The organism is Haladaptatus sp. W1, from assembly GCF_001723155.1.
Classification (GTDB): Archaea; Halobacteriota; Halobacteria; order Halobacteriales; family Haladaptataceae; genus Haladaptatus; species Haladaptatus paucihalophilus.
Genome location: NZ_MEIH01000347.1, coordinates 1 through 19,623 on the forward strand (window position 1 = coordinate 1; position 19,623 = coordinate 19,623).

General features: G+C 63.1%; 18 protein-coding genes and 2 rRNA genes. 12 read left to right on the plus strand and 8 right to left on the minus strand.

Annotated features, from left to right (window positions below; translation table 11 throughout):
* The 3 genes from BG842_RS20390 to BG842_RS32025 all read left to right on the plus strand — a co-directional run.
* Positions 1–147, plus strand: a 23S ribosomal RNA gene (locus BG842_RS20390); the annotation flags it as partial.
* 132 nt (positions 148–279) lie between these two features.
* Positions 280–401 (plus strand): 5S ribosomal RNA (gene rrf, locus BG842_RS20395).
* 462 nt (positions 402–863) lie between these two features.
* Positions 864–1,250, plus strand: coding sequence for a right-handed parallel beta-helix repeat-containing protein (locus tag BG842_RS32025; RefSeq protein WP_254663334.1), 387 nt, complete (start codon positions 864–866; stop codon positions 1,248–1,250).
* Here BG842_RS32025 and BG842_RS20405 read toward each other — a convergent pair.
* Positions 1,247–2,443 (minus strand): glycoside hydrolase, encoded by a 1,197-nt coding sequence (locus tag BG842_RS20405; RefSeq protein ID WP_254663335.1) that lies wholly within the window; start codon positions 2,441–2,443, stop codon positions 1,247–1,249. The genes BG842_RS32025 and BG842_RS20405 overlap by 4 nt on opposite strands.
* A 174-nt stretch (positions 2,444–2,617) precedes the next feature.
* Between BG842_RS20405 and BG842_RS20410 the strand changes: the two genes are divergently transcribed.
* Both BG842_RS20410 and BG842_RS20415 read left to right on the plus strand, forming a co-directional pair.
* Positions 2,618–3,277: a cation:proton antiporter gene (locus tag BG842_RS20410; RefSeq protein WP_069452226.1), complete on the plus strand. Its 660-nt coding sequence runs from the start codon at positions 2,618–2,620 to the stop codon at positions 3,275–3,277.
* Positions 3,278–3,318: 41 nt separating this feature from the next.
* The gene (locus BG842_RS20415; protein WP_069452227.1) at positions 3,319–3,627 is read left to right on the plus strand and encodes a universal stress protein; all 309 of its coding nucleotides are present in this window, start codon (positions 3,319–3,321) and stop codon (positions 3,625–3,627) included.
* Positions 3,628–3,740: 113 nt separating this feature from the next.
* Here BG842_RS20415 and BG842_RS20420 read toward each other — a convergent pair whose 3' ends face one another.
* From BG842_RS20420 to BG842_RS20440, 5 genes are all read right to left on the minus strand, one after another.
* The gene (locus BG842_RS20420; protein ID WP_069452228.1) at positions 3,741–4,451 is read right to left on the minus strand and encodes an aspartate/glutamate racemase family protein; all 711 of its coding nucleotides are present in this window, start codon (positions 4,449–4,451) and stop codon (positions 3,741–3,743) included.
* Positions 4,452–4,500: 49 nt separating this feature from the next.
* Complete coding sequence (locus BG842_RS20425; protein WP_069452229.1) at positions 4,501–6,129, minus strand: hydantoinase B/oxoprolinase family protein; 1,629 nt, start codon at positions 6,127–6,129, stop codon at positions 4,501–4,503.
* A complete protein-coding gene (locus tag BG842_RS20430; RefSeq protein ID WP_069452230.1) occupies positions 6,126–8,129 on the minus strand; it encodes a hydantoinase/oxoprolinase family protein in 2,004 nt (667 codons plus the stop codon). The genes BG842_RS20425 and BG842_RS20430 overlap by 4 nt, the downstream gene beginning before the upstream one ends.
* The gene (locus tag BG842_RS20435; RefSeq protein WP_069452231.1) at positions 8,130–9,347 is read right to left on the minus strand and encodes an Nramp family divalent metal transporter; all 1,218 of its coding nucleotides are present in this window, start codon (positions 9,345–9,347) and stop codon (positions 8,130–8,132) included. It lies immediately after the preceding gene.
* A 114-nt stretch (positions 9,348–9,461) separates the two neighbouring features.
* Positions 9,462–10,013: a ribbon-helix-helix protein, CopG family gene (locus BG842_RS20440; RefSeq protein WP_069452232.1), complete on the minus strand. Its 552-nt coding sequence runs from the start codon at positions 10,011–10,013 to the stop codon at positions 9,462–9,464.
* A 161-nt stretch (positions 10,014–10,174) separates the two neighbouring features.
* Between BG842_RS20440 and BG842_RS20445 the strand changes: the two genes are divergently transcribed.
* Complete coding sequence (locus BG842_RS20445) at positions 10,175–10,777, plus strand: HdeD family acid-resistance protein (RefSeq protein ID WP_069452233.1); 603 nt, start codon at positions 10,175–10,177, stop codon at positions 10,775–10,777.
* 4 nt (positions 10,778–10,781) lie between these two features.
* Here the strand turns inward: BG842_RS20445 and BG842_RS20450 are convergent, their stop codons facing one another.
* Complete coding sequence (locus BG842_RS20450) at positions 10,782–12,326, minus strand: oligosaccharide flippase family protein (protein WP_069452234.1); 1,545 nt, start codon at positions 12,324–12,326, stop codon at positions 10,782–10,784.
* Positions 12,327–12,512: 186 nt separating this feature from the next.
* Between BG842_RS20450 and BG842_RS20455 the strand changes: the two genes are divergently transcribed.
* The gene (locus BG842_RS20455; protein WP_217493355.1) at positions 12,513–14,549 is read left to right on the plus strand and encodes a heavy metal translocating P-type ATPase; all 2,037 of its coding nucleotides are present in this window, start codon (positions 12,513–12,515) and stop codon (positions 14,547–14,549) included.
* Between the two features lie 155 nt (positions 14,550–14,704).
* Complete coding sequence (locus tag BG842_RS20460) at positions 14,705–15,979, plus strand: MFS transporter (RefSeq protein WP_069452235.1); 1,275 nt, start codon at positions 14,705–14,707, stop codon at positions 15,977–15,979.
* Between the two features lie 72 nt (positions 15,980–16,051).
* Here BG842_RS20460 and BG842_RS32600 read toward each other — a convergent pair whose 3' ends face one another.
* Entirely contained in the window at positions 16,052–16,177 is a 126-nt protein-coding gene (locus BG842_RS32600; protein WP_256388560.1) for a hypothetical protein, read from the minus strand.
* Here BG842_RS32600 and trpS point away from each other — a divergent pair.
* The 4 genes from trpS to BG842_RS20480 all read left to right on the plus strand — a co-directional run.
* Positions 16,167–17,288: a tryptophan--tRNA ligase gene (trpS, locus tag BG842_RS20465; RefSeq protein WP_069452236.1), complete on the plus strand. Its 1,122-nt coding sequence runs from the start codon at positions 16,167–16,169 to the stop codon at positions 17,286–17,288. The two genes, BG842_RS32600 and trpS, sit on opposite strands and share 11 nt — an antisense overlap.
* Positions 17,288–17,755: a GNAT family N-acetyltransferase gene (locus BG842_RS20470; protein WP_007980524.1), complete on the plus strand. Its 468-nt coding sequence runs from the start codon at positions 17,288–17,290 to the stop codon at positions 17,753–17,755. The genes trpS and BG842_RS20470 overlap by 1 nt, the downstream gene beginning before the upstream one ends.
* A 117-nt stretch (positions 17,756–17,872) precedes the next feature.
* A complete protein-coding gene (locus tag BG842_RS20475; RefSeq protein WP_254663336.1) occupies positions 17,873–18,277 on the plus strand; it encodes a hypothetical protein in 405 nt (134 codons plus the stop codon).
* Between the two features lie 21 nt (positions 18,278–18,298).
* On the plus strand, positions 18,299–19,623 hold a 1,325-nt coding region (locus BG842_RS20480; protein WP_069452238.1), incomplete at its 3' end, for an APC family permease.

Here is a 19,623-nt window from a genome sequence, read left to right on the forward strand (position 1 = left end):
CTGAACGCATCTAAGCTCGAAACCCACTTGGAAAAGAAGTATCACCGAGATCACTCGTAGAAGACGAGTTCGATAGGCTCGGGATGTACGCGCCGAGGCAACGAGGCGTTCAGTCCGCGAGTACTAACAGATCGACGCCACACAATCATACCGCATACTGGTTTCACACGCACTCTCGTGTGTGAGTCCAGGCGTATACTGGATTGCACGTACATTACGGTTCGTTCGAACCATCAACGATTGGTATCCCTGTCACGGTTCGATTCCGTGAGTTGACGTTAAGGCGGCCAGAGCGATAGGGCGACACCCGTACCCATCCCGAACACGGAAGTTAAGCCTATCTGCGTTTCGGTCAGTACTGGAGTGCGCGAGCCTCTGGGAAATCCGATTCGCCGCCTCCCATTCATACTCGCATTCATTACCCGCACGGAGCGATCGCTCTGTGCGGGTTTTGCTATTTCTATCCGGCCGATAGACACGTCTCTGTAATCGTTCTCGATGACACGTCGTTGGTAATGATTTGTTTCTATGCGTATTGCGCATACTTTCAAAAAGCGGACACTGAGACGAAGATGACAATTTCGCGGTCCATTGGCCTTTAATAATCTGTCTCGAGAAGGGTAGAAGTAGGAATGGTCTCCATCGATTCTACGAATCGGAAAGCTCTCATCGTCGCTCCGTTGGTCCTGTTGGTAGTGGTTGCGCTCGCTATCAATTTCGTGGACCTTCCGTTGGGCGGAAACCATGAGTCTAACTCCACGCCACCGAAACAGGTGAAGCATTGTCAGAAGATTTCGAAGCCGGGAAACTACGTTTTGGCGGACGATTTTGGCGGTGCGACTGGGTTGACGGGAAGTTGTCTCGTGATCAACGCGAGTCACGTGACGGTGAATGGCTCCGGTCACACGATTAAGGGACGGGGTGTTACGGATACGACGGGTGTTCTCGTCGATAACGCGAGCGGCGTCTCGGACGTGACGATCCATTCGGTTCGGGTGGTTCGTTGGAATCGTGCGATTCACGTCTCGAACGCGTCGTCGGTGACGGTTCGAAACGTGAGCGCGGTTCGAAGCACGGAGGGAATCACGGTTTGGAACAGTTCCAACGTGAGTATCGAACACTCTCGCTCGGCGCGGAACCTGTTCGGTATTCTCGTCGATAACCGGAGCGAGAATGTGGACTATTCGACGCTCCACTATTACGAAAATCAGTTGAACAGCACGCGGGGACGCGGACAGGTGTCGAGCTAGACGGGCTGTTCGTCGCCCGGTGCTCGTTTCTTCCGTTTTTTGATGCTGGCGGCCCAGTCTGGGTACTCCTTGCGTTCGGTTCCGTCGTATTCCGGGTCGCCGGACATGGATTTGATGGCGCGAGCGTCGTCCAGACTCCACACCGCACCGTCTTCGTGGAAGAGGCCGTTGAGGACGCCGTTTCGTCGCATGTACAGCGAAAACGCGGGCTTGAGCATGAGCGACCAGAAGAAGTTCCCGATGCCGGACGTTCGAATGGTGGGGGCGAGCGAGGAGTAGTCGGGGACGGCCGCGTTGCCGTCGACATCGGCGAAAAATGACTTTCCGGGCCGAATCCGCTGCCACTCCGAGAGCCACACCGGTTTTCCGAGTTTTTCTTGGAGATTGTTCGCCTGCCGGAGAACGCGGTTGTAGAGCGCCGGACTCCGCGCGAAGTTGTAGTGGAACTGGAGGATGTCCATGCCCCAGTCGAGATACTGGGCGTTGTTCGCCAGGCTGGTGGAACCGACGGAGAGGGGGATTTCACCGCGATAGTGCGTCATTGTGTTCACTATCTGCTTGAAAAATCGGATGTCCTTGTGGTTCCATCCGGGCTCGTTCGTCAGCTCGATGGCGAGGAGACGCTCGTCGTCCCGGTACTCCCGCATGACCGAGATGATGAAGTCGCGCGGCTTGTCCCACATGGATTTGGTTCCCATCGTACGGGTGGAGGGGGAGAACGATTGGACGGCGGTTTCCACGTTGTCGTGGACGAGATTTTCGAAGGTGGGTTCGAGTCCGACGCTGTCGAACAGGCCGAGGAGGACGCGCATGTCGTATTTGTCGGCGGTGTCCAACAGGTGTTCGAGCGATTCCATGTGGTCTTCGGGTTCGACGAGCCAGTATTCGTAGCTTAGCCACGTTCGGATGGCGTTCAGGTTGAGGCTCGCCGCGTAGCCGAAGTCGCGTTCGATTATGTCTGGGTCGTACTCGTTCCACATCTGATAGCGGTTAAACGCGCGGGCGGGGAGGTAAATCGCACCGCGGACGTCCACGGGAGCGTCGGTTTCTGGAGGGAGATTCAGCTCCCGTTGCCGCTTGGTTTGTGCGTTGTGCCCGACTTTTCGGACGCTACCGGCACCCGCAACGCTGGAGAAACCGATGGACGCACCGATACCGGAGAGAAACTGACGGCGACCAACTCGTCTGCTCATACCGTCCATCCGATTTCGAGGGATAACAATCTATTCCCTGACGATAGCACGCGAAAAATATTGACAAGTCGAAAATTTTATCGTTCAGATGCAATCTTCCGTGCCGCCCGAGGCTATTTATGCCGCCTGTTGAACGAGAAGTGACAAACGGGGATAGTTGGCGCTTCCATCGATGTGAGCGATGAGTTCATTGCGTGGGTCGGTTCGAACGGCGGTGTACTTCCGCCGTTGACGGGTGAGGAACTCCTCATTTTCTTCGGACAGCTATTCATGCTGTTGCTGACCGCTCGCGCCCTCGGTGAACTCGCACGCATGTTCGACTTTCCGTCCGTTCTCGGCGAGTTGCTCGCCGGTATCGTCCTCGGGCCATCGGTGCTCGGAAACCTCGCACCGACGGCCTTTCTCACCCTTTTTCCGCCGACTCCATTGCAGTATCACCTCCTCGAAGCCGTCTCGTGGTTGGGGTTGGTGATGCTCTTGGTCATCACGGGGTTCGAGACGGACCTCGACCTCATCGCCAGTCGCGCCGGGCGAGCGACGGCAATCGCCAGCACGAGTATCGTCGTTCCCTTTGCGTTCGGGTTCGCTATCGCGTGGGTTCTCCCTCTTGCCTTCCTCGCGGACGGAAGCCGAGTCGTGTTCAGTCTGTTCATCGCAACCGCGCTTAGCATCTCCGCCATTCCGGTCATCGCCAAAATCCTTCTCGATTTGAACGTTATCGAGCGCGAAATCAGTCAGTTGACCATCGCGGCCGGAATGATAAACGATACCGTCGGCTGGATTCTCCTTGCGGTCGTCGCCGGACTCGCACGTCAAAGCGGGGGGCAGGCGTAACCGTTCTGTTTCTCGCCGTCTTTCTCGGGCTCTCGTTTACGGTGGGCCGTCGGTTCGTCGCACGTTCGATTCGGTGGGTCGATACGACCTTCGACGGGGACCTCGCGCTCGTCACGGCGGTGACGATTCTCGCGCTCGGTCGCCGACTCGGTGCATCGGTGTTGACGGACGTCATCGTCAGTGAACACCCGACCCGTGCCATCGCGGAGAGAGCTGCGGAGAATGACATCGATTTGGTCGTACTCGGGAGCGAACTCAGGCCGCTGTCTCGACGCGCGTTCCTCGGCCACCGTGCCGAGTACGTGTTGAAAAACGTGCTGTGTCCGGTCGCCCTCGTGAGTTCTCGGTGATTTTGCTCCGTTTTGGTTTCGGCGAGCGAATCGTCGGCACCACGTTGTCGACACCGATTTCGAGCGCGTCCTCGTCGTCTCGTGTCTCGTCAGCGTTCGCCTCGGCGGTTCGTTCAGTCCGCTCCTATGGCTCCGGGAACGGTCGAGCGAATCCCCACTCGTCGAAGCGCGTCCCACAACGTCGCCTGATTGCTCGTCACGACCGGCATGCCGAGGTCGGATTCGAGTGACTCGATGGCGGGAAACGTTCGATAGTTCGTGCACGAGACGAACACGGCGTCCACGGCGTCGGGGTCCGGGACTGCCCCTCGAACCTGTCGATAGGCGTCTTCCGGGGACAGCGACCCGATAGCCGTGTTCGCTTTGATACCTCGGCCGCGGAGTTTCACCACGTCGAACCCTTCGTCGCGCAGGTACGACTCCTCCCTGTCGTTCAGTTCGTCGGTATACGGCGTTACGACCGCGATTCGATCGGCGTCAAGGGCTGAGAGCGCTCGTTTCACCGACAATGCTGTCGCGACTGCGGGAACATCCGCCGTCTCGGACAGCGACGCTTCGAGTTCCGTATCGAACCCCGGCCCGTGGAGCAGGCTCCCTGTCGTACAGGCGTAGGCGACGACATCGACATCTGCGTGGGACAGCCGCTCCGCGCAGTCCACCGCGTCGTCGGCCATCGTGTCCAACTCATCAACAGTGACCGATTCGAGCGGCATTCGAGCGGTGTGGACGCTTACGCCGTCCGGGACGCCCCGGCCGAACTCGGTTTCGACGGTCGTGTTCGAGGACGGAACGACGAGTCCGAGTCTGGCACGCCACCCGAACATCAGAGACACCTCGTTCGTGTCGGTTCGTTTGAGTGCCGCGTTCGCGCAATCATTCGTCCCACTCCATTTTTCTGTCCTCGCGGTCGGTTTTGATGGCGTCCGGGTCGCGTTCCGCTTCGGGTCCGTGCCCGCCGCCGCCCGGTGTCAGCACGGTGACCGTCGTCCCGGCCGCCACGTCACGGGTCGTCTTCGCCGGAACGCTCTCGCCGTCGATTTCGTTGCGTCCGGTGGTGCCGTCCGCGCCGCCGGCGATTCCGCGCGGTGCAACTCGCCGCCGTTCGGTGAGGAGCGAGACGGTCGCGTCGATTTCGACGGTGACGGAGCGAACGACGCCGAGGCCGCCGCGGAACCGTCCACGCCCGCCGCTGTTCTCGCGGAGGGCGTACTCCTCGACGAACAGCGGATATTCAGCTTCGAGCGATTCGACGGGCGTGTTCAGCGTGTTGGTCATCCCGACCTGTACGCCGTCCATCCCGTCCTTCGTCGGGCGGCCGCCGAACCCGCCCGCGATGGTTTCGTAGTAGGTAAAGCCGTCCGCGCCCCCATCACGGCTCCCGATGGTGAGATTGTTCATAGTTCCCTGTCCGCCCGCTGGCACGCGGTTCGGGACCGCGTGGGCCAGCGCGGCGAACACGACGTCTGTGACTCGCTGGCTAGTTTCGACGTTGCCGCCCACAACCGCCGCGGGCGGCCGCGGATTCAACAGTGACCCGTCGGGGACCGAGACGGATATCGGGTCGTAACAGCCACCGTTCGGCGGTATCTCGGGGTCGGTCACGCACCGAATCACGAAGTAGACGGCGCTCTTTGCAACCGCGAGCGGCGCGTTGACGTTCCCCGCTACCTGCGGTGCAGTTTCCGCGAAGTCCACGGAAATCCCCTCATCGCGTATCGTCACCGCGACCTCGATGGGAATCTCCTCGTCCGTCACGCCGTCGCCCTCCAGCACGTCGCGGGCGCTGTAGGTCCCGTTCGGCAGCTCCGAGAGCTCCGCGAGCAGTCGGTCGCGCGAGTACGATATCACCGCGTCGAAGGCGGCGACGACGCGGTTTCGTCCGTGTTCAGTCACGAGGTCCTGGAGTCGGTCTTCCGCCCGGTCGTTCGCCGCGATTTGCGCGCGGATGTCCGCCCGGCGCTCGCTGGGATTCCTGACGTTGGCGAGGAGGAGGCTCATCACGTCCTCGTTTACGTCGCCGCCTTTCACGAGACGAACCGGAGGCAGTCGAATTCCTTCCTGATAGATTTCCCGCGCCCCGGCAGGCATGCTTCCGGGCGTCATCCCGCCCACGTCGGCGTGGTGCGCGCGGGAGACGGCGTAGCCGAGAATGTCACCGTCGACCGTGACCGGCGACACCATGGTCACGTCCGGCAGGTGGGTCCCCCCTTCGAACGGGTCGTTTAGGACGAACACGTCGCCGGGCTCCGGGTCGTAGTCGAGTACGGTGGTCACGGCCTCCGGCATCGCGCCGAGGTGAACCGGGATGTGTTCGGCTTGCGCGACGAGACGGCCTTCGGCGTCGAAGAGCGCGGTCGAACAGTCGCGTCGCTCCTTGATGTTCGGCGAGTACGACGACGTGATGAGGACCTGTCCCATCTCCTCTGCGACGCCCTCGAACTGGTTGCGCATGATTTCGAGCGTCACGGCGTCGATAGTGGAGGTCGAATCATCGCCGCTCATCGTCCAGCCCTCCCGAGGACCAGCGTCCCGTCCGCGTTCACTGTGCCGTTCCACCCCGGCGGAACGACCACCGTACTCTCGTTCTGTTCGAGGATGCACGGCCCGCTGATGGAATCCGATTCGCCGAGACCGGTCCGGTCGAAGACGGGCGTATCGTGGAACCCGTCGCCGAAGAACGCCTTGCGGCGTCCTTTCTCGGTCTCTCCCTCCGTCCGATACGTGACCGACGGCGACTCGCGGCCGACGACCGCCGTCGCTCTGAGGTTCACGAGTTCTATGGGGTCGTCCATGACGTACCCGTAGGCGTTTTCGTGCGCGTCCCGGAATCGTTCGGCGACGGTCTCGGCGTCGAATGCCTCGTCTACCGGAACCGTGAGTTCGAAGCTTTGCCCCACGAATCGAAGGTCGGCGGCACGCTGCACCGTCGCTTCCTCCGGGCGTTCCACGTCCGACAGCACGCCGTCCGTGAGGTCGTCGTAGGCCGATTCCACGTCGTTGAGCGCGACGTCGGCGAGCGGACTCCTGAGGGTGCGGACCGAATCGTGCTTTTCGTCCGCGGCGAGCAGGCCGTAGGCGGACAGCACGCCGCAGGCGTGCGGAACCACGAGTGTCTCCATGTCAAGGCTCTCCGCGACGGCGGCGGCATGCATTGGACCCGCCCCGCCGAAGGCGACGAGGCCGAATTCCCGCGGGTCATGCCCTCGCTCGACCGTGACGGCGCGAATCGCCCGCGCCATATTCGCGTTTGCAACCCGGAAGACGCCCCGAGCGGCCGCGAGGGCGTCGTCCAAACCGGCCTCGTCGGCCAACCGTGAGAGCGCGTCGTGGGCCGCCTCCACGTCGAGTTCGAGTTCGCCGCCGAGCGCGGAACTCCCCCCGATGTAGCCGAGGACGACGTTCGCGTCCGTCACCGTCGGCTCCGTCCCGCCGCGTCCGTAGCAGGCCGGGCCGGGGTTCGCACCGGCGGAGCGCGGCCCGACGCGGAGGGCGTTTCCAGCGTCCACCCACGCTATCGACCCGCCGCCGGCGCCGACCGTGTTCACGTCCACCATTGGCGTCTTGATGGGTCGCCCGTTGATTTCGGCGTCCGTCGTCCGTTCGACCTCGCCGTCCTGGACGAGGCTCACGTCGCTCGACGTGCCGCCCATGTCGAAGGTGACGAGTCCCTCCACGTCGTTCCCGCCGGCGGTTTCCGCCGCGCCGACGACGCCCGCTGCCGGGCCGGACATCGTGGTCGTGACCGCGTGTTCGCGGACGGTCCTCGCCGACGCGATGCCGCCGTTGGCTTGCATGATTCGCGGTTCGGGGACGCCGCGTTCCCCGGCGCGCTCCTCCAAACGACCGATGTAGGCGTCGATGGCGGGCGTCACGTAGGCGTCCACGACGGTCGTGGAGGTGCGTTCGTACTCACGGAACTCCGCGAGCACCTCGTGCGAGGCGGAGACGGGAACGTCCAGTTCCTCGCGGAGGGTATCGGCGACCCGTCGCTCGTTTTCGGGGTGCTGGTAGGCGTGGAGCAGGCAGACCGCGACGCTTTCCGCACCGCAGTCGCGGATTTTTTCGGCAATCTCTCGCATCTCGTTCTCTTCGGGGTCGGTCAGCACGCCGTCGACCCCCGTCCGTTCCACGACTTCGAACCGTCTTCGTCGCGGGACGAGCGGGGCTGGTTTGTCGACGGTCACGTCGTAGAGGTCAGGGCGGGCCTGCCGCCCGATTTCGAGCACGTCGCGGAAGCCCTGTGTCGTCACGAGGGCCGTCTTCGCGCCGTCCTCTTCGAGGAGGGCGTTCACGGAGACGGTCATCGCGTGGGTAAACGCGTCTACGTCCGTCGGGTCGATGCCCGCCTCGGCGCAGGCCTTTTCGATGCCTCGGACGACGCCGACGCTCTGGTCGTCCGTGCTCGGTACCTTTGCCGTCACGAGTTCGTCGTCCGGTAGGAGAAGAACGACGTCGGTGAACGTGCCGCCGACGTCGACGCCGACGCGTGTCGTCCCTGCCATTCAGAACACTCCCAGATTTTGTCCGACCGAGTAGAGCGCGCGGACGCCGAGCCAGACGACGACAAGGGTGACGCCGATTCCGAGGACGTTCTGGGCCGTGTCGTTGACGTACTCCCCGAGGATGTTCCTGTCATTCATGATGTAGATAAGGAAGAGGGCGACGATAGGCAACAGGATTCCGTTCGCGACCTGCGCGAAGACGATGGCCTGCACCGGTTGGTAGCCAGCCGCGGAGAACACCACGCCGATGAGCAAGATACTTCCCCAGACCGCACGGAACCGCGGCGACTTGAGGTCGGTATCCCAGCCGAACGCTCCCGCCGTGGCGTACGCTCCCGCGAGTGGCGCGGTGGTCGCGCTGGTGAACCCTGCCGCGAAGAGCCCGATGCTGAACAGCACTGTCGCGTACGGTCCGGCGAGCGGTTCTATCTGTTCGGCCATCTGACTCACGTCACCGATTTGCGTTCCGACGGGAAACGCCGCCGCCGCGGTGACGAGGATGGCGATGGTGATCGCCCCGCCGATGACGATGGAGAGAATCGTGTCGGCGCGGGACTCCGGCAAGTCACCCGGCCCAGTCCACCGTTCTTGGACGCTGCCGGCGTGCAGAAACAGGTTGTAGCCGACGACAGTCGTTCCGATGAGTCCGGTGATGAGAAACGTCGAGCCCTCGGGAACGCTTGGGACGAAGCCCATCGCGAGCGCGCCGAGGTCAGGACCGATGACGATGGCGTCGATGAGGAATGATATTGCCATGATTCCGACGAGCGCGACGAGGGCTTTTTCGATGAGTTTGTAGCGACCAGTCCAGAGGAGCGCGGCCGCACAGATGCCCATGACCGGCCCCCAAATCTGTGCACTAATTCCGGTGATGCCTTCCAGTCCCGCGGCTCCGCCGAGGATGTTCCCCGTCTCGTAGGCGGCGGTACCGATACCGATGGCGCTCACGACGAGCGCGATGCTGACGTAGGACAGTAGGGGGCTATCGAACTGTTCTCGCAGCGCTTCGCCGAGTCCGTGGCGGGAGACGACGCCGAGGCGGGCGCTCATCTCCTGCAGGATGATGGTGGCAACTATCGAGAACACGATGGTCCAGACGAGCGCATAGCCGAACTCCGCGCCCGTCACGCTGGCGGTCGTTACCGTTCCGGGGCCGATGAACGCCGCCGCGACCATCGCGCCGGGACCGATCGACCGTAGTCTGTCTATAATGTTCATGGTTGTTTTCGTGCTATGACGTCACAACCCACAGTTTGGACTTAAAACCCCGCTAAGAACGGTGTGTATTGGTATATCACGAAGTATGAAAACGTATGAATAAGTAGGATCGGTTCATCCCTCGGAGCGAACTTCCGTCATGAGAACCTTCGAGACACCCTCCTCAAGTTCGAGTTCAAACGACAGTTTGGCGGCGCTCCGCTCAACGAACCGTGTCATGAACCATTTGACCGATTCGGTGGGAAACACGACGTGATACGTGTCGCCGTGCGTTTCGCGGACTGTCAGAAAGCCGCAAAATGAGAGCCAATTGAGTAGTTCGCCGAGCGTTTCGAACCGATGCTCGTACTCGCGCGCGTGATATCTCGACACCTGATCGGCCAGTTCGAGGAAGTCCGGGTCAGGCGTGCCGGTTTCGTCTTCGACGTAATCGAGGAAGCAGTGGAGGAAATCCACGTCAAGCAGGACGTGTTCGCCGCTCGATAGCATCTGGTGGTACGCTTCGAGGTTCGGGCTTGCTTCCGCCGTCGCGGCGTCGTAGTTTGCGGCGTAGAACACGAGCGCCTGCCTGACGAGTTCGCTCTGGGGCTTTTCGGCTTGCCCCACGAGCTCGTCCAAGGCGACTTGCGCCTCGTCGTCAAGCGACACCGTTATCCGGTTCGTCATGACAGTCCCTACTGAACGAGCGCATTTATGGCTTTGTTCGACCGGTCTCGGATTTTCCGGCCACCGTTCATCGAATTTTGGGAAAAATTTTCCGCGCCCGTTCCTGTCAGGACATCATCTTTATTCTGGATGCCGATGTAGTTCGTTCGGGGTTTCCAGCAATGAGCACTGTCGATGCCACCGAGCGAGAACAACTCACGAACACGATTCAAGACACGTGGCGGCTTCTCATGGGGGTGGGCGTCGTGCTGACGCTCGTCGGCCTGCTGGCCATCGTGACGCCGTTTTTCACCGGCATCACGCTATCCTTCCTGTTCGGCGCGTATCTCATCGTCGGCGCGGTCGCCCACCTCATCCACGCGTTTTCGGGTCGGGGGTGGACGGGGTTCGTCTTCCAGTTGATTTTGGCGATAATCTTCGCCGCCGGGGGTCTCGCGTTCCTCTTTAACCCGCTCGTGGGGTTGACCGCGTTGACGCTCCTGCTCATCGCGTTCTTCCTCGTCGAGGGGTTCATTGAACTGGCGATGGGCTTCCGTCTCCGTCCCGAACGCGGCTGGCTGTGGGTCGCCGTCAGCGGCGTCGCGTCGGTGCTCGTCGCCGTCCTCGTCTGGCTTTCGTTCCCGAGTTCCGCGGCGTGGGCGGTCGGACTCCTGTTCGGCATCGGCCTGTTCACGAGCGGCCTTTCGATGATAGCGACGGCCATGGGCGGCCGAGCGGCGGTGAAGGAGGCGACCACGACGTCGGGGACCGAAACCAGCGGCTAACGGCTCAGGTCGGGATGTTCTCGGTCATGAACTCCCGGTCTTCCTGCTCGATGCCGAGCACGTAGAGCGCGCCGCCGAAGACCGCGAGACCGACGAGTCCGCCGACGGCACCTTGCACGAGCGCGACGATTGTGGGCGACCCGATTCCCGTCACGTAGCCGGTGAGAACGGATTTCGTGCCGAGCATCGCGACTGCCGTCACGGCTCCAGCGATGAGGGGTTTGACGTACTTTCGGGAGTAGGGGAACAGGCCGACTGTGTACCACACCTCGACGACGCGGAGGACGTTGATGGCGACGATGACCGTCGCGGTGGCGAGCGCGGCCCCGATGAGGCCGTACTCGCGGATGAACAGGTAGTTGAGGACGACGTTACAGATGCCCAGCAGCCACTGGTTCGCGACCGTCAGGTAGTGGTTGTCGGTCATCATGAGCACGTACCCGGACGGGCCGACGCTCGCATTGGCGAGTTGTGCGACGACGAACAGCAACAGGACGCCCACTCCTTGTTGTGCAAACGAATCGCTGAACAGAACCAGCAGTTCGCGCGCGTAGATGGCAGCCCCGATGGCCGGAAACAACCCCATCGTGAACGTCCACCGGGTCACGCGGCGGAACAATGCCTCCAAATCATCCATCTTATCGTCGTTGTACAGTCGGGACGCGATGGGCGGGAACAGTTGGTTGAACCCGCTCAGCGGCAGGAGGAGGATGCCGCCGAGCACCGTGGCGATTTTGTAAATCCCGACGGCGTCCTTCGTGGTGATGTAGGCTCCCGCCAGAAAACCCACCATCAGCAGGTCAACCTTGTTCGCGAGGACCTGTCCGGCCTGATTGAGCGTCAGCGGGAGCGAGAAGTCGTAGAACTCAACGAGTTCCTCGCGCGACGCACCACGGAACGTCGGCGTGATGTCCGCCCGCGTCACCACCAACCATACGGCGAGACAGAAGGTGATGCACATGGCGACCACCGTCGCGGCGACCGTTCCGATCAGCGCGGCACCGAGGAGAAGCGCAATGCCGACGGAGACGACGCGGACGAACGGAATCAGGACGTTTCGGATGGTGATCTGATACTCGGGGATTTCGAGGCTCTTGAACACGCTTTCGAAACAACTCATTAGCGTGTTGAGGGGGAGTAGGAACGCGAACAGACGCACGACGTCCGTGAAGTACGGCTTATACGCCGGGTCCACGTACTCGGTCAGCCACGGTGCGAGGAGGTAGATGAGTATCCCGATGGCGACCCCCGCGACCAGCGACGTGAGATAGGACAGCCCCAGCATACGCTGTCGTTTCGCCGGGTCGTTCTCGTACATCGGGACGAACTTCATGATGGCCTGATTCGTCCCGAGGTTGGTGAACACCTGCGCGAACGTGAGGATGACCAACCCGAGCGTGTAGACGCTGAACAGCACGCCACCGAGTCCACGGACGAGGATCCAGTTCAGCAGGAAGCGGAGAGCGTTGTCGAGTCCCTTTCCCGCCATGAAAAAGGACGCACCGCGGGAGACCGATTTGAGCGACGAGTTGGAGGATTTCTCTGCCATTCTGGTAGGGTATGGATATGCGACTCGCTCCGATTATCTCTTCCGCTTTCGTTGGTGTCCATGCTGTTACGTGTCCGAATTGGCACCGAAAATGGGGTGATACGCTCGGCGACCAACCCCGTCTCGTCCGTTCGCCGAACAAGTTGATGCTCTTCTCCGACTTACCCTCGAACGGGGTGGGAACGAATGTCACACATCGAGGAACGCCGCGTCGGGGAGTCGCTCGCGTCCGAGGAGCGCCGTCGTGCTCGTATCGACCATCACGGCCACGAAACCACGTTCAGGCGCCGATTTTGGGTCTGTCTCGCCCTGTCGGTGCCGGTCCTCTACTTCAGTCCGTTCGTTCAGGAGTCGCTCGGCTACGCCGCGATTCGGTTTCCCGGCAGCGAGTTGGTAACGCCGGTGCTCGCCGTCGTCGTCTTCGCGTACGGCGGGCTTCCATTCCTCTCCATGGCGCGGGTGGAGTTCGAAAACCGCGACCCCGCGATGATGATGCTCATCTCGCTCGCCATCACGGTTGCGTTCGTCTACAGCATCGCGGCGTTTCTGTTCCTCCCAGGGGCGACTGGTTTTTTCTGGGAACTCGTGACGCTCATCGACGTCATGTTGCTCGGCCACTGGTTGGAGATGCGGAGCGTCCGGCGGGCGTCCGGTGCGCTCGACGAACTGGCGCGACTGCTGCCTGACACGGCCGAGCGCATCGCCGATGATGGTTCGACCGAGGAGGTTCCCGTCGGTGAACTCCGTGGCGGCGACCAGGTGCTCGTTCGGCCGGGCGCGAGCATCCCCGCGGACGGGGTGGTCGAACGCGGTGACTCGTCGGCCGACGAGTCGATGATCACCGGCGAATCGCGCCCGGTGGAAAAGCGTCCCGGCGAGGAGGTCATCGCCGGAACCGTCAACAGCGGTGACGGAAGCCTCCGCGTCCGGGTAAACGCGACCGGCGAGGAGACGGCCCTCGCGGGCATCGTGCGACTCGTCGAGGACGCACAGGAGAGCAAATCCCGGACGCAACTGCTGGCCGACCGTGCGGCGGGGTGGCTCTTCTACGTCGCGCTCGCCGTCGCCGCCGTCACCGCGGTCGCGTGGGTTCTCGCCACCGGGTTCGGCCTCGATGTGGTCGAACGGGTCGTCACGGTGCTGGTCATCGCCTGCCCGCACGCCCTCGGGCTGGCGGTTCCGCTCGTCGTCGCCATCAACACCTCGATGGCCGCGAATGACGGCGTGCTCGTCCGCGACCGCATCGCCATGGAGGACGCCAGAAACGTCGATACGGTCGTCTTCGACAAGACGGGCACGCTGACGGAGGGCGAACAGGGCGTCGTCGCCGCCGAAACCGTCGATGGGTGGACCGAGGACCGTGCGGCGGCGGTCGCGGCGGCCGTCGAAGCCGACTCCGAACACGTCATCGCGCAGGCGATTCGACGCCGCGCACCCGAGGGTGACGTTCCGACCGCGAGCGACTTCGAGAACATCAAAGGCCGCGGCGTCCGTGCCACCGTCGAGGACCGCGAAACGATGGTCGGCGGGCCGAATCTCCTCTCGTTGCTCGACGTTCCCCGTCCCTCCGCGCTGGCGGACTTCGAACGGACTGCCGGGGAGAAGGGCCACACCGTCGTCTACCTCGTTTCCGACGGACGCGTCGTCGCCGCGTTCGCGCTGGCCGACGTGGTTCGGGACGACAGCAAACGCGCCGTCGATGCGCTCCACGGGATGGGAATCGAAGTCGCCATGCTGACCGGCGACAGCGAGGCCGTCGCTCGCGCCGTTTCCGAGGAACTCGGCATCGACACCTACTTCGCCGAGGTGCTCCCCGACGAGAAGGACGAGTGGATAACCGAACTCCGAAACGAAGGCAAGCGCGTGGCGATGGTCGGCGACGGCGTGAACGACGCCCCAGCGCTGACGCGCGCCGACGTCGGCATCGCCATCGGGAGCGGCACCGACGTCGCCATCGAATCGGCCGATATCGTCCTCGTGGAGAACGACCCGCTCGACGTGGTGAAACTCGTCCGGCTCAGCCGCGCGAGCTACCGGAAGATGCAGGAAAACCTCGTGTGGGCGACGGGCTACAACGTCTTCGCTCTCCCGCTCGCGGCGGGCGTTCTCGCCCCGTTCGGAATCCTCCTCTCGCCCGCCATCGGTGCCGTGTTCATGTCCGCCAGCACGGTCATCGTCGCCGTCAACGCCCAGCGGTTGCGAAGGGCCGATTTGACGGTCTGACGCGGTTCGACTCGCCCGAGCACCCTATTTCCCGATTTGCCCGACTTGTCCGAGTCGCTTCGTCTCTACCCTTCACCATTTCGATTCGAAAAACCGGACAGATTGGTTGCCATCCGCTCGTTTAACCCGCCGCAGAACGATGGTCGAACAACCAGATGTCCTCTCGCTATCGCTCGCTGTCACGGCAGTTCCGGGAGACGGTGCGCGGGCTTCGCGGCGACGGTCGCGGGTGGGTTCTCGTCGCCGTCGCCATCGGCTGGGCGTTCACGCTCGGAATGCGGTTCATCATTCCGACGTTGTTGCCCCAAATCGAATCGACGTTTCACATCTCCGACGCGCTCGCCGGACTCGCCATCACGACCCTCTGGATAGGATACGCCCTGATGCAGTTCCCCGCCGGGGTGTTGGTCAACCGACTCGGCGAGCGGACGCTGTTGACCGCGAGCCTCTGCCTGTCGGGTGTGAGCATGCTCGTCCTCGGCGTCGCGCCGATATTCGGCGTCTTCTTCGTCGGCAGCGCCGCCTACGGCCTCGGTTCCGGGCTGTACGGCCCGAGTCGCGGGACCGTCCTCTCGCGCACGTTCACGCGGAACGCCGGTGCCGCCTTCGGCGTCACGCTGGCCATCGGCAGCCTCGGCTCCGCGTTCCTCCCGAACGTCGCGGCGACGGTCGTCGCCGCCGTCGGCTGGCGGGCCATCCTCGCCGGGTTGGCCGTTCCGTTCTTCGTCATGGCGGCGTTGGCGTGGCGGGTCGTCCCCGAACGCCCGTCCGAGCGCTCCGACGCCGACGCGTCGAGCGCTGACGGGGATGCGAACGCAGACGCTGATGCCGTTTCCGACGGCGGCGAATCCGCGACGTTGCCGGATTTCCGCGAACTCCTCGGGACGCTTTCGGACCGCTCCATCCTGCTCGCGACCCTTTCAGTCGCAATCCTGCTGTTCGTCTATCAGGGAATAACGGCCTTCCTCCCGTCGTATCTCCAGACCAAGGGTCTCAGTCAGGGGACGGCCGCGCTGCTGTTCGGGTTCATGTTCGTCACGGGTGCCGCCTCCCAAATCGTCGCGGGCAGCGCCGCCGACCGACTGGGAATCAAACCCGTCCTCCTCGTCGTCACCGCCATCGGCGTCGCCGCGCCCATCGCGCTCACGCTCGTCTCGGGGACCCTCGCGCTCGTCGTCGTCGTCGGCATCCTCGGCACGCGAATGGCCGTCAACGCCGTCACGAACGCCTACATCGTCGGCGCGCTCCCCGACCACATCGAAGGCTCCGCGTGGGGGTTCATCCGAACCGGCTTCTTCCTCGTCGGTTCGCTCGGCTCGACGTTCGTGGGTTTTTTCGCCGACGCGAACCGCTTCGACCTCGCTTTCGTCATCCTCGGCGCGCTGTCGGCGGTGGCGCTCGGTCTGTACGCGCTGCTGCCGAGCGAGTGATTACATCACACACCCGCGAAACCCTTTTGCCCGCAACTCTCGGAGGGGAAACCGGTATGAGTTCATCCACGACTACCGGTGGTCGATTTTGGCCGCCCACGGCATAGCTCGCTGATTCTCCCGCTTCGCTCCCGCAATCGTCCGTCCATAGCCAGTCGCGCCGCCGCTCACTTCGAGGAGGTGGCCGATGACTGACATCGACCCGTGGGGCGACGTCGAGGTCGCCGACTACGCTGCGACGATGGCGCAGTTCGGTATCGAACCCATCGAATCGGTCGCGGACAGACTGCCGGACAACCGCCTCGTTCGCCGCGGTATCGTGTTCGGCCAGCGCGACCTCGAAACCGTCCTCGACGCCCGCGACAGGGGCGACCCGTTCGCGGTCATGACCGGTCTGATGCCCTCCGGGGTCTTCCACTTCGGCCACCTCGCGGTGCTCGAACAGGTGCGCATGTTTCAGGAGATGGGTGCCGAGGTCACCCTCTGTGCTGCGGACATCGAAGCCTACGCGACGCGGGACATCCCCATCGACGACGCCCGCGAACTCGTCGTCGAGGAGTACCTGCTGAACTACGTCGCGCTGGGGCTCGACCTCGACGCGACCGACTTCTACTTCCAGTCGGAGGCGGGCAACGACCACCTCGTCCGGAGCAAACTGTTCTCGCGGTACGTCACGCAAAACGAGTTCGAGGCGACGTACGGCACCGCCGACCCCGGCAAACTCGCCTCGGCGCTGACCCAGTACGCCGACATCCTCCGGCCGCAAGCGCCCGAGAACGGCGGCCCGAAACCGACCGTCGTGCCGGTCGGCATCGACCAAGACCCGCACGTTCGGCTGACGCGGGACGTCGCGAGTCGCTACCGCGAGACCGCGTACCTAAAACCGGCCAGCACGTACCATCGGTTCATGCGCGGATTGCAGGGCGGGAAGATGAGTTCGTCGGACCCGAGGAGCCACATCGCGCTCACGGACGGGGTTTCCGAGGCGAAACGAAAAATCGACGCGGCAAAGACTGGCGGCCGGACCAGCGTCGCGGAACACCGCGAGAAGGGCGGCGTCGTCGAGGAGGACATGGTGTTCGAACTCCTCGCCTTCCACCTCGTCCGGGACGACGACGAACTCGAACGCATCCGCCGGGAGTACGAGTCCGGTGCGATGCTCTCGGGTGAATTGAAACAGATTGCGAAAGACCGCCTCGAAACGTTCCTGCGCGGACACCACGAGAAACGCGAGGCGGCGCGGCCGGAAGTCGAACAGTATCTCGCGGAACGCGAGTCCGCGAACGCCGGGTTCGAGGTGGGAACCTGATGCGAATCCGGCGACTGCGGGGGACCGAACTCGTCCAGTTCGTGGACGACCTGTGGCTCCCGTTCGCCCGCGAGATGGCGGCGATGGACGATTTCGACACGCTCGCGGATAGCGGCGTCAGAGTGAACGTCCTTTCGTACGTGAAAGACCGCTTCTCGGACGCGGACATCGCCACCTTCGTCGCCGAGGACGACGGGTTGGTCGGCTACGTCTCGGTCGAAAAGCGCGCCTCGCCGCCGGTGTTCGCGCGCGGTCCGCGGGGCTACATCGACGGCCTGTTCGTCCGCCGCGGTCGTCGTCGGGAGGGTATCGCGAGCGCCCTGCTCGACCGCGCCGAGGCGTGGGCGCGGCGATTGGGGTGCGAGTTCGTCTCGCTCGACGTGCACGCCGACAACCACGTCGCCCAGTCGCTCTACCGCCGCGACGATTACGTGACGAAACGCCACCGAATGACGAAACGGTTGTAATCCCGCTCGAAACCGTCCGTTTCCCGGCTATGGTTCGAAACCGGATTCCGTCTCGGACCGTGGCGTACGCTTATTGTGCTCGCCGCCGTCGCCATACTCTGGAAACGGGGGACCACAATGGGTGTTGCATCAGTAACTCCGCAACTCGAAAAACCCGAGCGCCGGAGACTCGTCTGGTTGCACGGCGTTCTCGTTCTCCTCGGCGTGTGGATCGCCGTCTCGCCGCTCACGTTTGGATCGGAATTTCGCGTCCCGGACCACGCGTTGCTGGGTATCGCTATCGTCCTGTTTGCGGGATTGTACGTCGTCGGGCTGTTGCGAGGCCGGACGCTCTCGTTCGTCAGCGAGTGGATGATCGCCCTGTTGGGGCTCGTCGTCCTCGGTATCTCGCTCGTCTCCAGCCTCGTTTCGGACGCCGTTCTCTGGAGCGACGGCATCGCTGGCGCCCTCGTCACGCTCATCGCGGCGTACGTTATTTACACGCTCTATCGAACGCGACGACGGGAGGAATCAGATGAGTAGCGTTACCTTCCCCGACGAATCGTGACGGAACGACTGGGCCTCACGGAAGCGGTCTCGTTCGCCCTCGGCGGAATCATCGGCGGGGGAATCTTCGCCGTACTGGGCGTCGTGGCGCGGGTTGCGGGGCCGACCGCGTGGGTCGCCTACCTCGTCGCCGGTATCGTCGTCATGGCGACCGGCTATTCGTACGTCAAACTCAACGAACTGGCTTCGGCGACCGAAGCGTCCGGCGGTGCGGTCGCTTTCATCGAGGTCTACCTTCACCGGCCGACGCTGGCCGGAATGGTCGGCTGGACGCTGCTGGTTGGCTACATCGGCACGATGGCGATGTACGCCTACGCGTTCGGCGCGTACTTCGGTGCCATCTTCGACATCACCCGATTGCCGTTCCTCGGGCTTCCGTCGCGTCCGGTCCTGTCCTTTCTCGTCATCGTGGGCTTCATCGGACTCAACCTCCTCGGCGTCCACGAGTCCGGGGTGGTCGAGGACCTCCTCGTCGCCCTCAAACTCCTCATCGTCCTGCTGTTCGTCCTCCTCGGCGTCTGGTACGGCTACGCTCACGGACAACTCGAATTCGGGGTGGAACAATCGCTTCGGAGTCCGGACGCTCCCGTCCTCGCCGCCGCGGTCGCGTTCGTCTCGTTCGAGGGCTGGCAGCTCCTCTTTTACGACCAAGAGAGCATCGAAAACCCGGTCGAAACCATCCGCAAAGCCGTCTACGTCTCCATTCCCGTTTCGGCGCTCGCCTACGTCTTCGTTGCTTTCGTGACGCTCAGCGTGGTCGAAGAGCGCGCCGTAGCCGAAAGCCCCGACCTCGCGCTCGCACTCGCCGCACAACAGTTCTCCGGCAAAATCGGCTACGTCTTGATCGGTATCGCGGCGGTGGCCTCGACCGCCAGCGCCATCAACGCGACCCTGTTCAGCACCGCGTTGTTCGCCAAAGGGATGAGTACGGACGACCTGCTCCCCGACCGCCTCGCCCCGACGCGGGAGACGGGCGTCCCGACGAAAACGCTGCTCGTCATCGGCGGACTGACGATTCTGCTGACGGTTTACGGAAGCCTCACCGCCATCACGGAGTTCGCGTCCCTGTCGTTCATCGTCGTCTTCGGCGCGATGAATGCCCTCGCCTACACGCAACGCGACGACCTCGTTTCCGCCATCCCGCTCGTCGGACTGGTGGGCACCGTGGTGTTCCTCCCGATATTCCTCTGGCACCTCTACGTCGAGGAGTTCAGCGTGTTCTGTCTCGTCCTCGCCATCGCCGTCACCCTCGTCTTCCTCGAAGGCGTATACTTCGAACGCGACGAGCTAGCGACCGGCGTCCGCTCCATCGAAAAGCGGTT

Coding starts and splice junctions, on each gene's coding strand:
- BG842_RS20405 (WP_254663335.1), bottom strand. CDS start 2,443: ATGAGCAGACGAGTTGGTCGCCGTCAGTTTCTCTCCGGTATCGGTGCG.
- BG842_RS20420 (WP_069452228.1), bottom strand. CDS start 4,451: ATGTTCGGGTGGCGTGCCAGACTCGGACTCGTCGTTCCGTCCTCGAAC.
- BG842_RS20425 (WP_069452229.1), bottom strand. CDS start 6,129: ATGAGCGGCGATGATTCGACCTCCACTATCGACGCCGTGACGCTCGAA.
- BG842_RS20430 (WP_069452230.1), bottom strand. CDS start 8,129: ATGGCAGGGACGACACGCGTCGGCGTCGACGTCGGCGGCACGTTCACC.
- BG842_RS20435 (WP_069452231.1), bottom strand. CDS start 9,347: ATGAACATTATAGACAGACTACGGTCGATCGGTCCCGGCGCGATGGTC.
- BG842_RS20440 (WP_069452232.1), bottom strand. CDS start 10,013: ATGACGAACCGGATAACGGTGTCGCTTGACGACGAGGCGCAAGTCGCC.
- BG842_RS20445 (WP_069452233.1), top strand. CDS start 10,175: ATGAGCACTGTCGATGCCACCGAGCGAGAACAACTCACGAACACGATT.
- BG842_RS20450 (WP_069452234.1), bottom strand. CDS start 12,326: ATGGCAGAGAAATCCTCCAACTCGTCGCTCAAATCGGTCTCCCGCGGT.
- BG842_RS20455 (WP_217493355.1), top strand. CDS start 12,513: ATGTCACACATCGAGGAACGCCGCGTCGGGGAGTCGCTCGCGTCCGAG.
- BG842_RS20460 (WP_069452235.1), top strand. CDS start 14,705: ATGTCCTCTCGCTATCGCTCGCTGTCACGGCAGTTCCGGGAGACGGTG.
- trpS (WP_069452236.1), top strand. CDS start 16,167: ATGACTGACATCGACCCGTGGGGCGACGTCGAGGTCGCCGACTACGCT.
- BG842_RS32600 (WP_256388560.1), bottom strand. CDS start 16,177: ATGTCAGTCATCGGCCACCTCCTCGAAGTGAGCGGCGGCGCGACTGGC.
- BG842_RS20470 (WP_007980524.1), top strand. CDS start 17,288: ATGCGAATCCGGCGACTGCGGGGGACCGAACTCGTCCAGTTCGTGGAC.
- BG842_RS20475 (WP_254663336.1), top strand. CDS start 17,873: ATGGGTGTTGCATCAGTAACTCCGCAACTCGAAAAACCCGAGCGCCGG.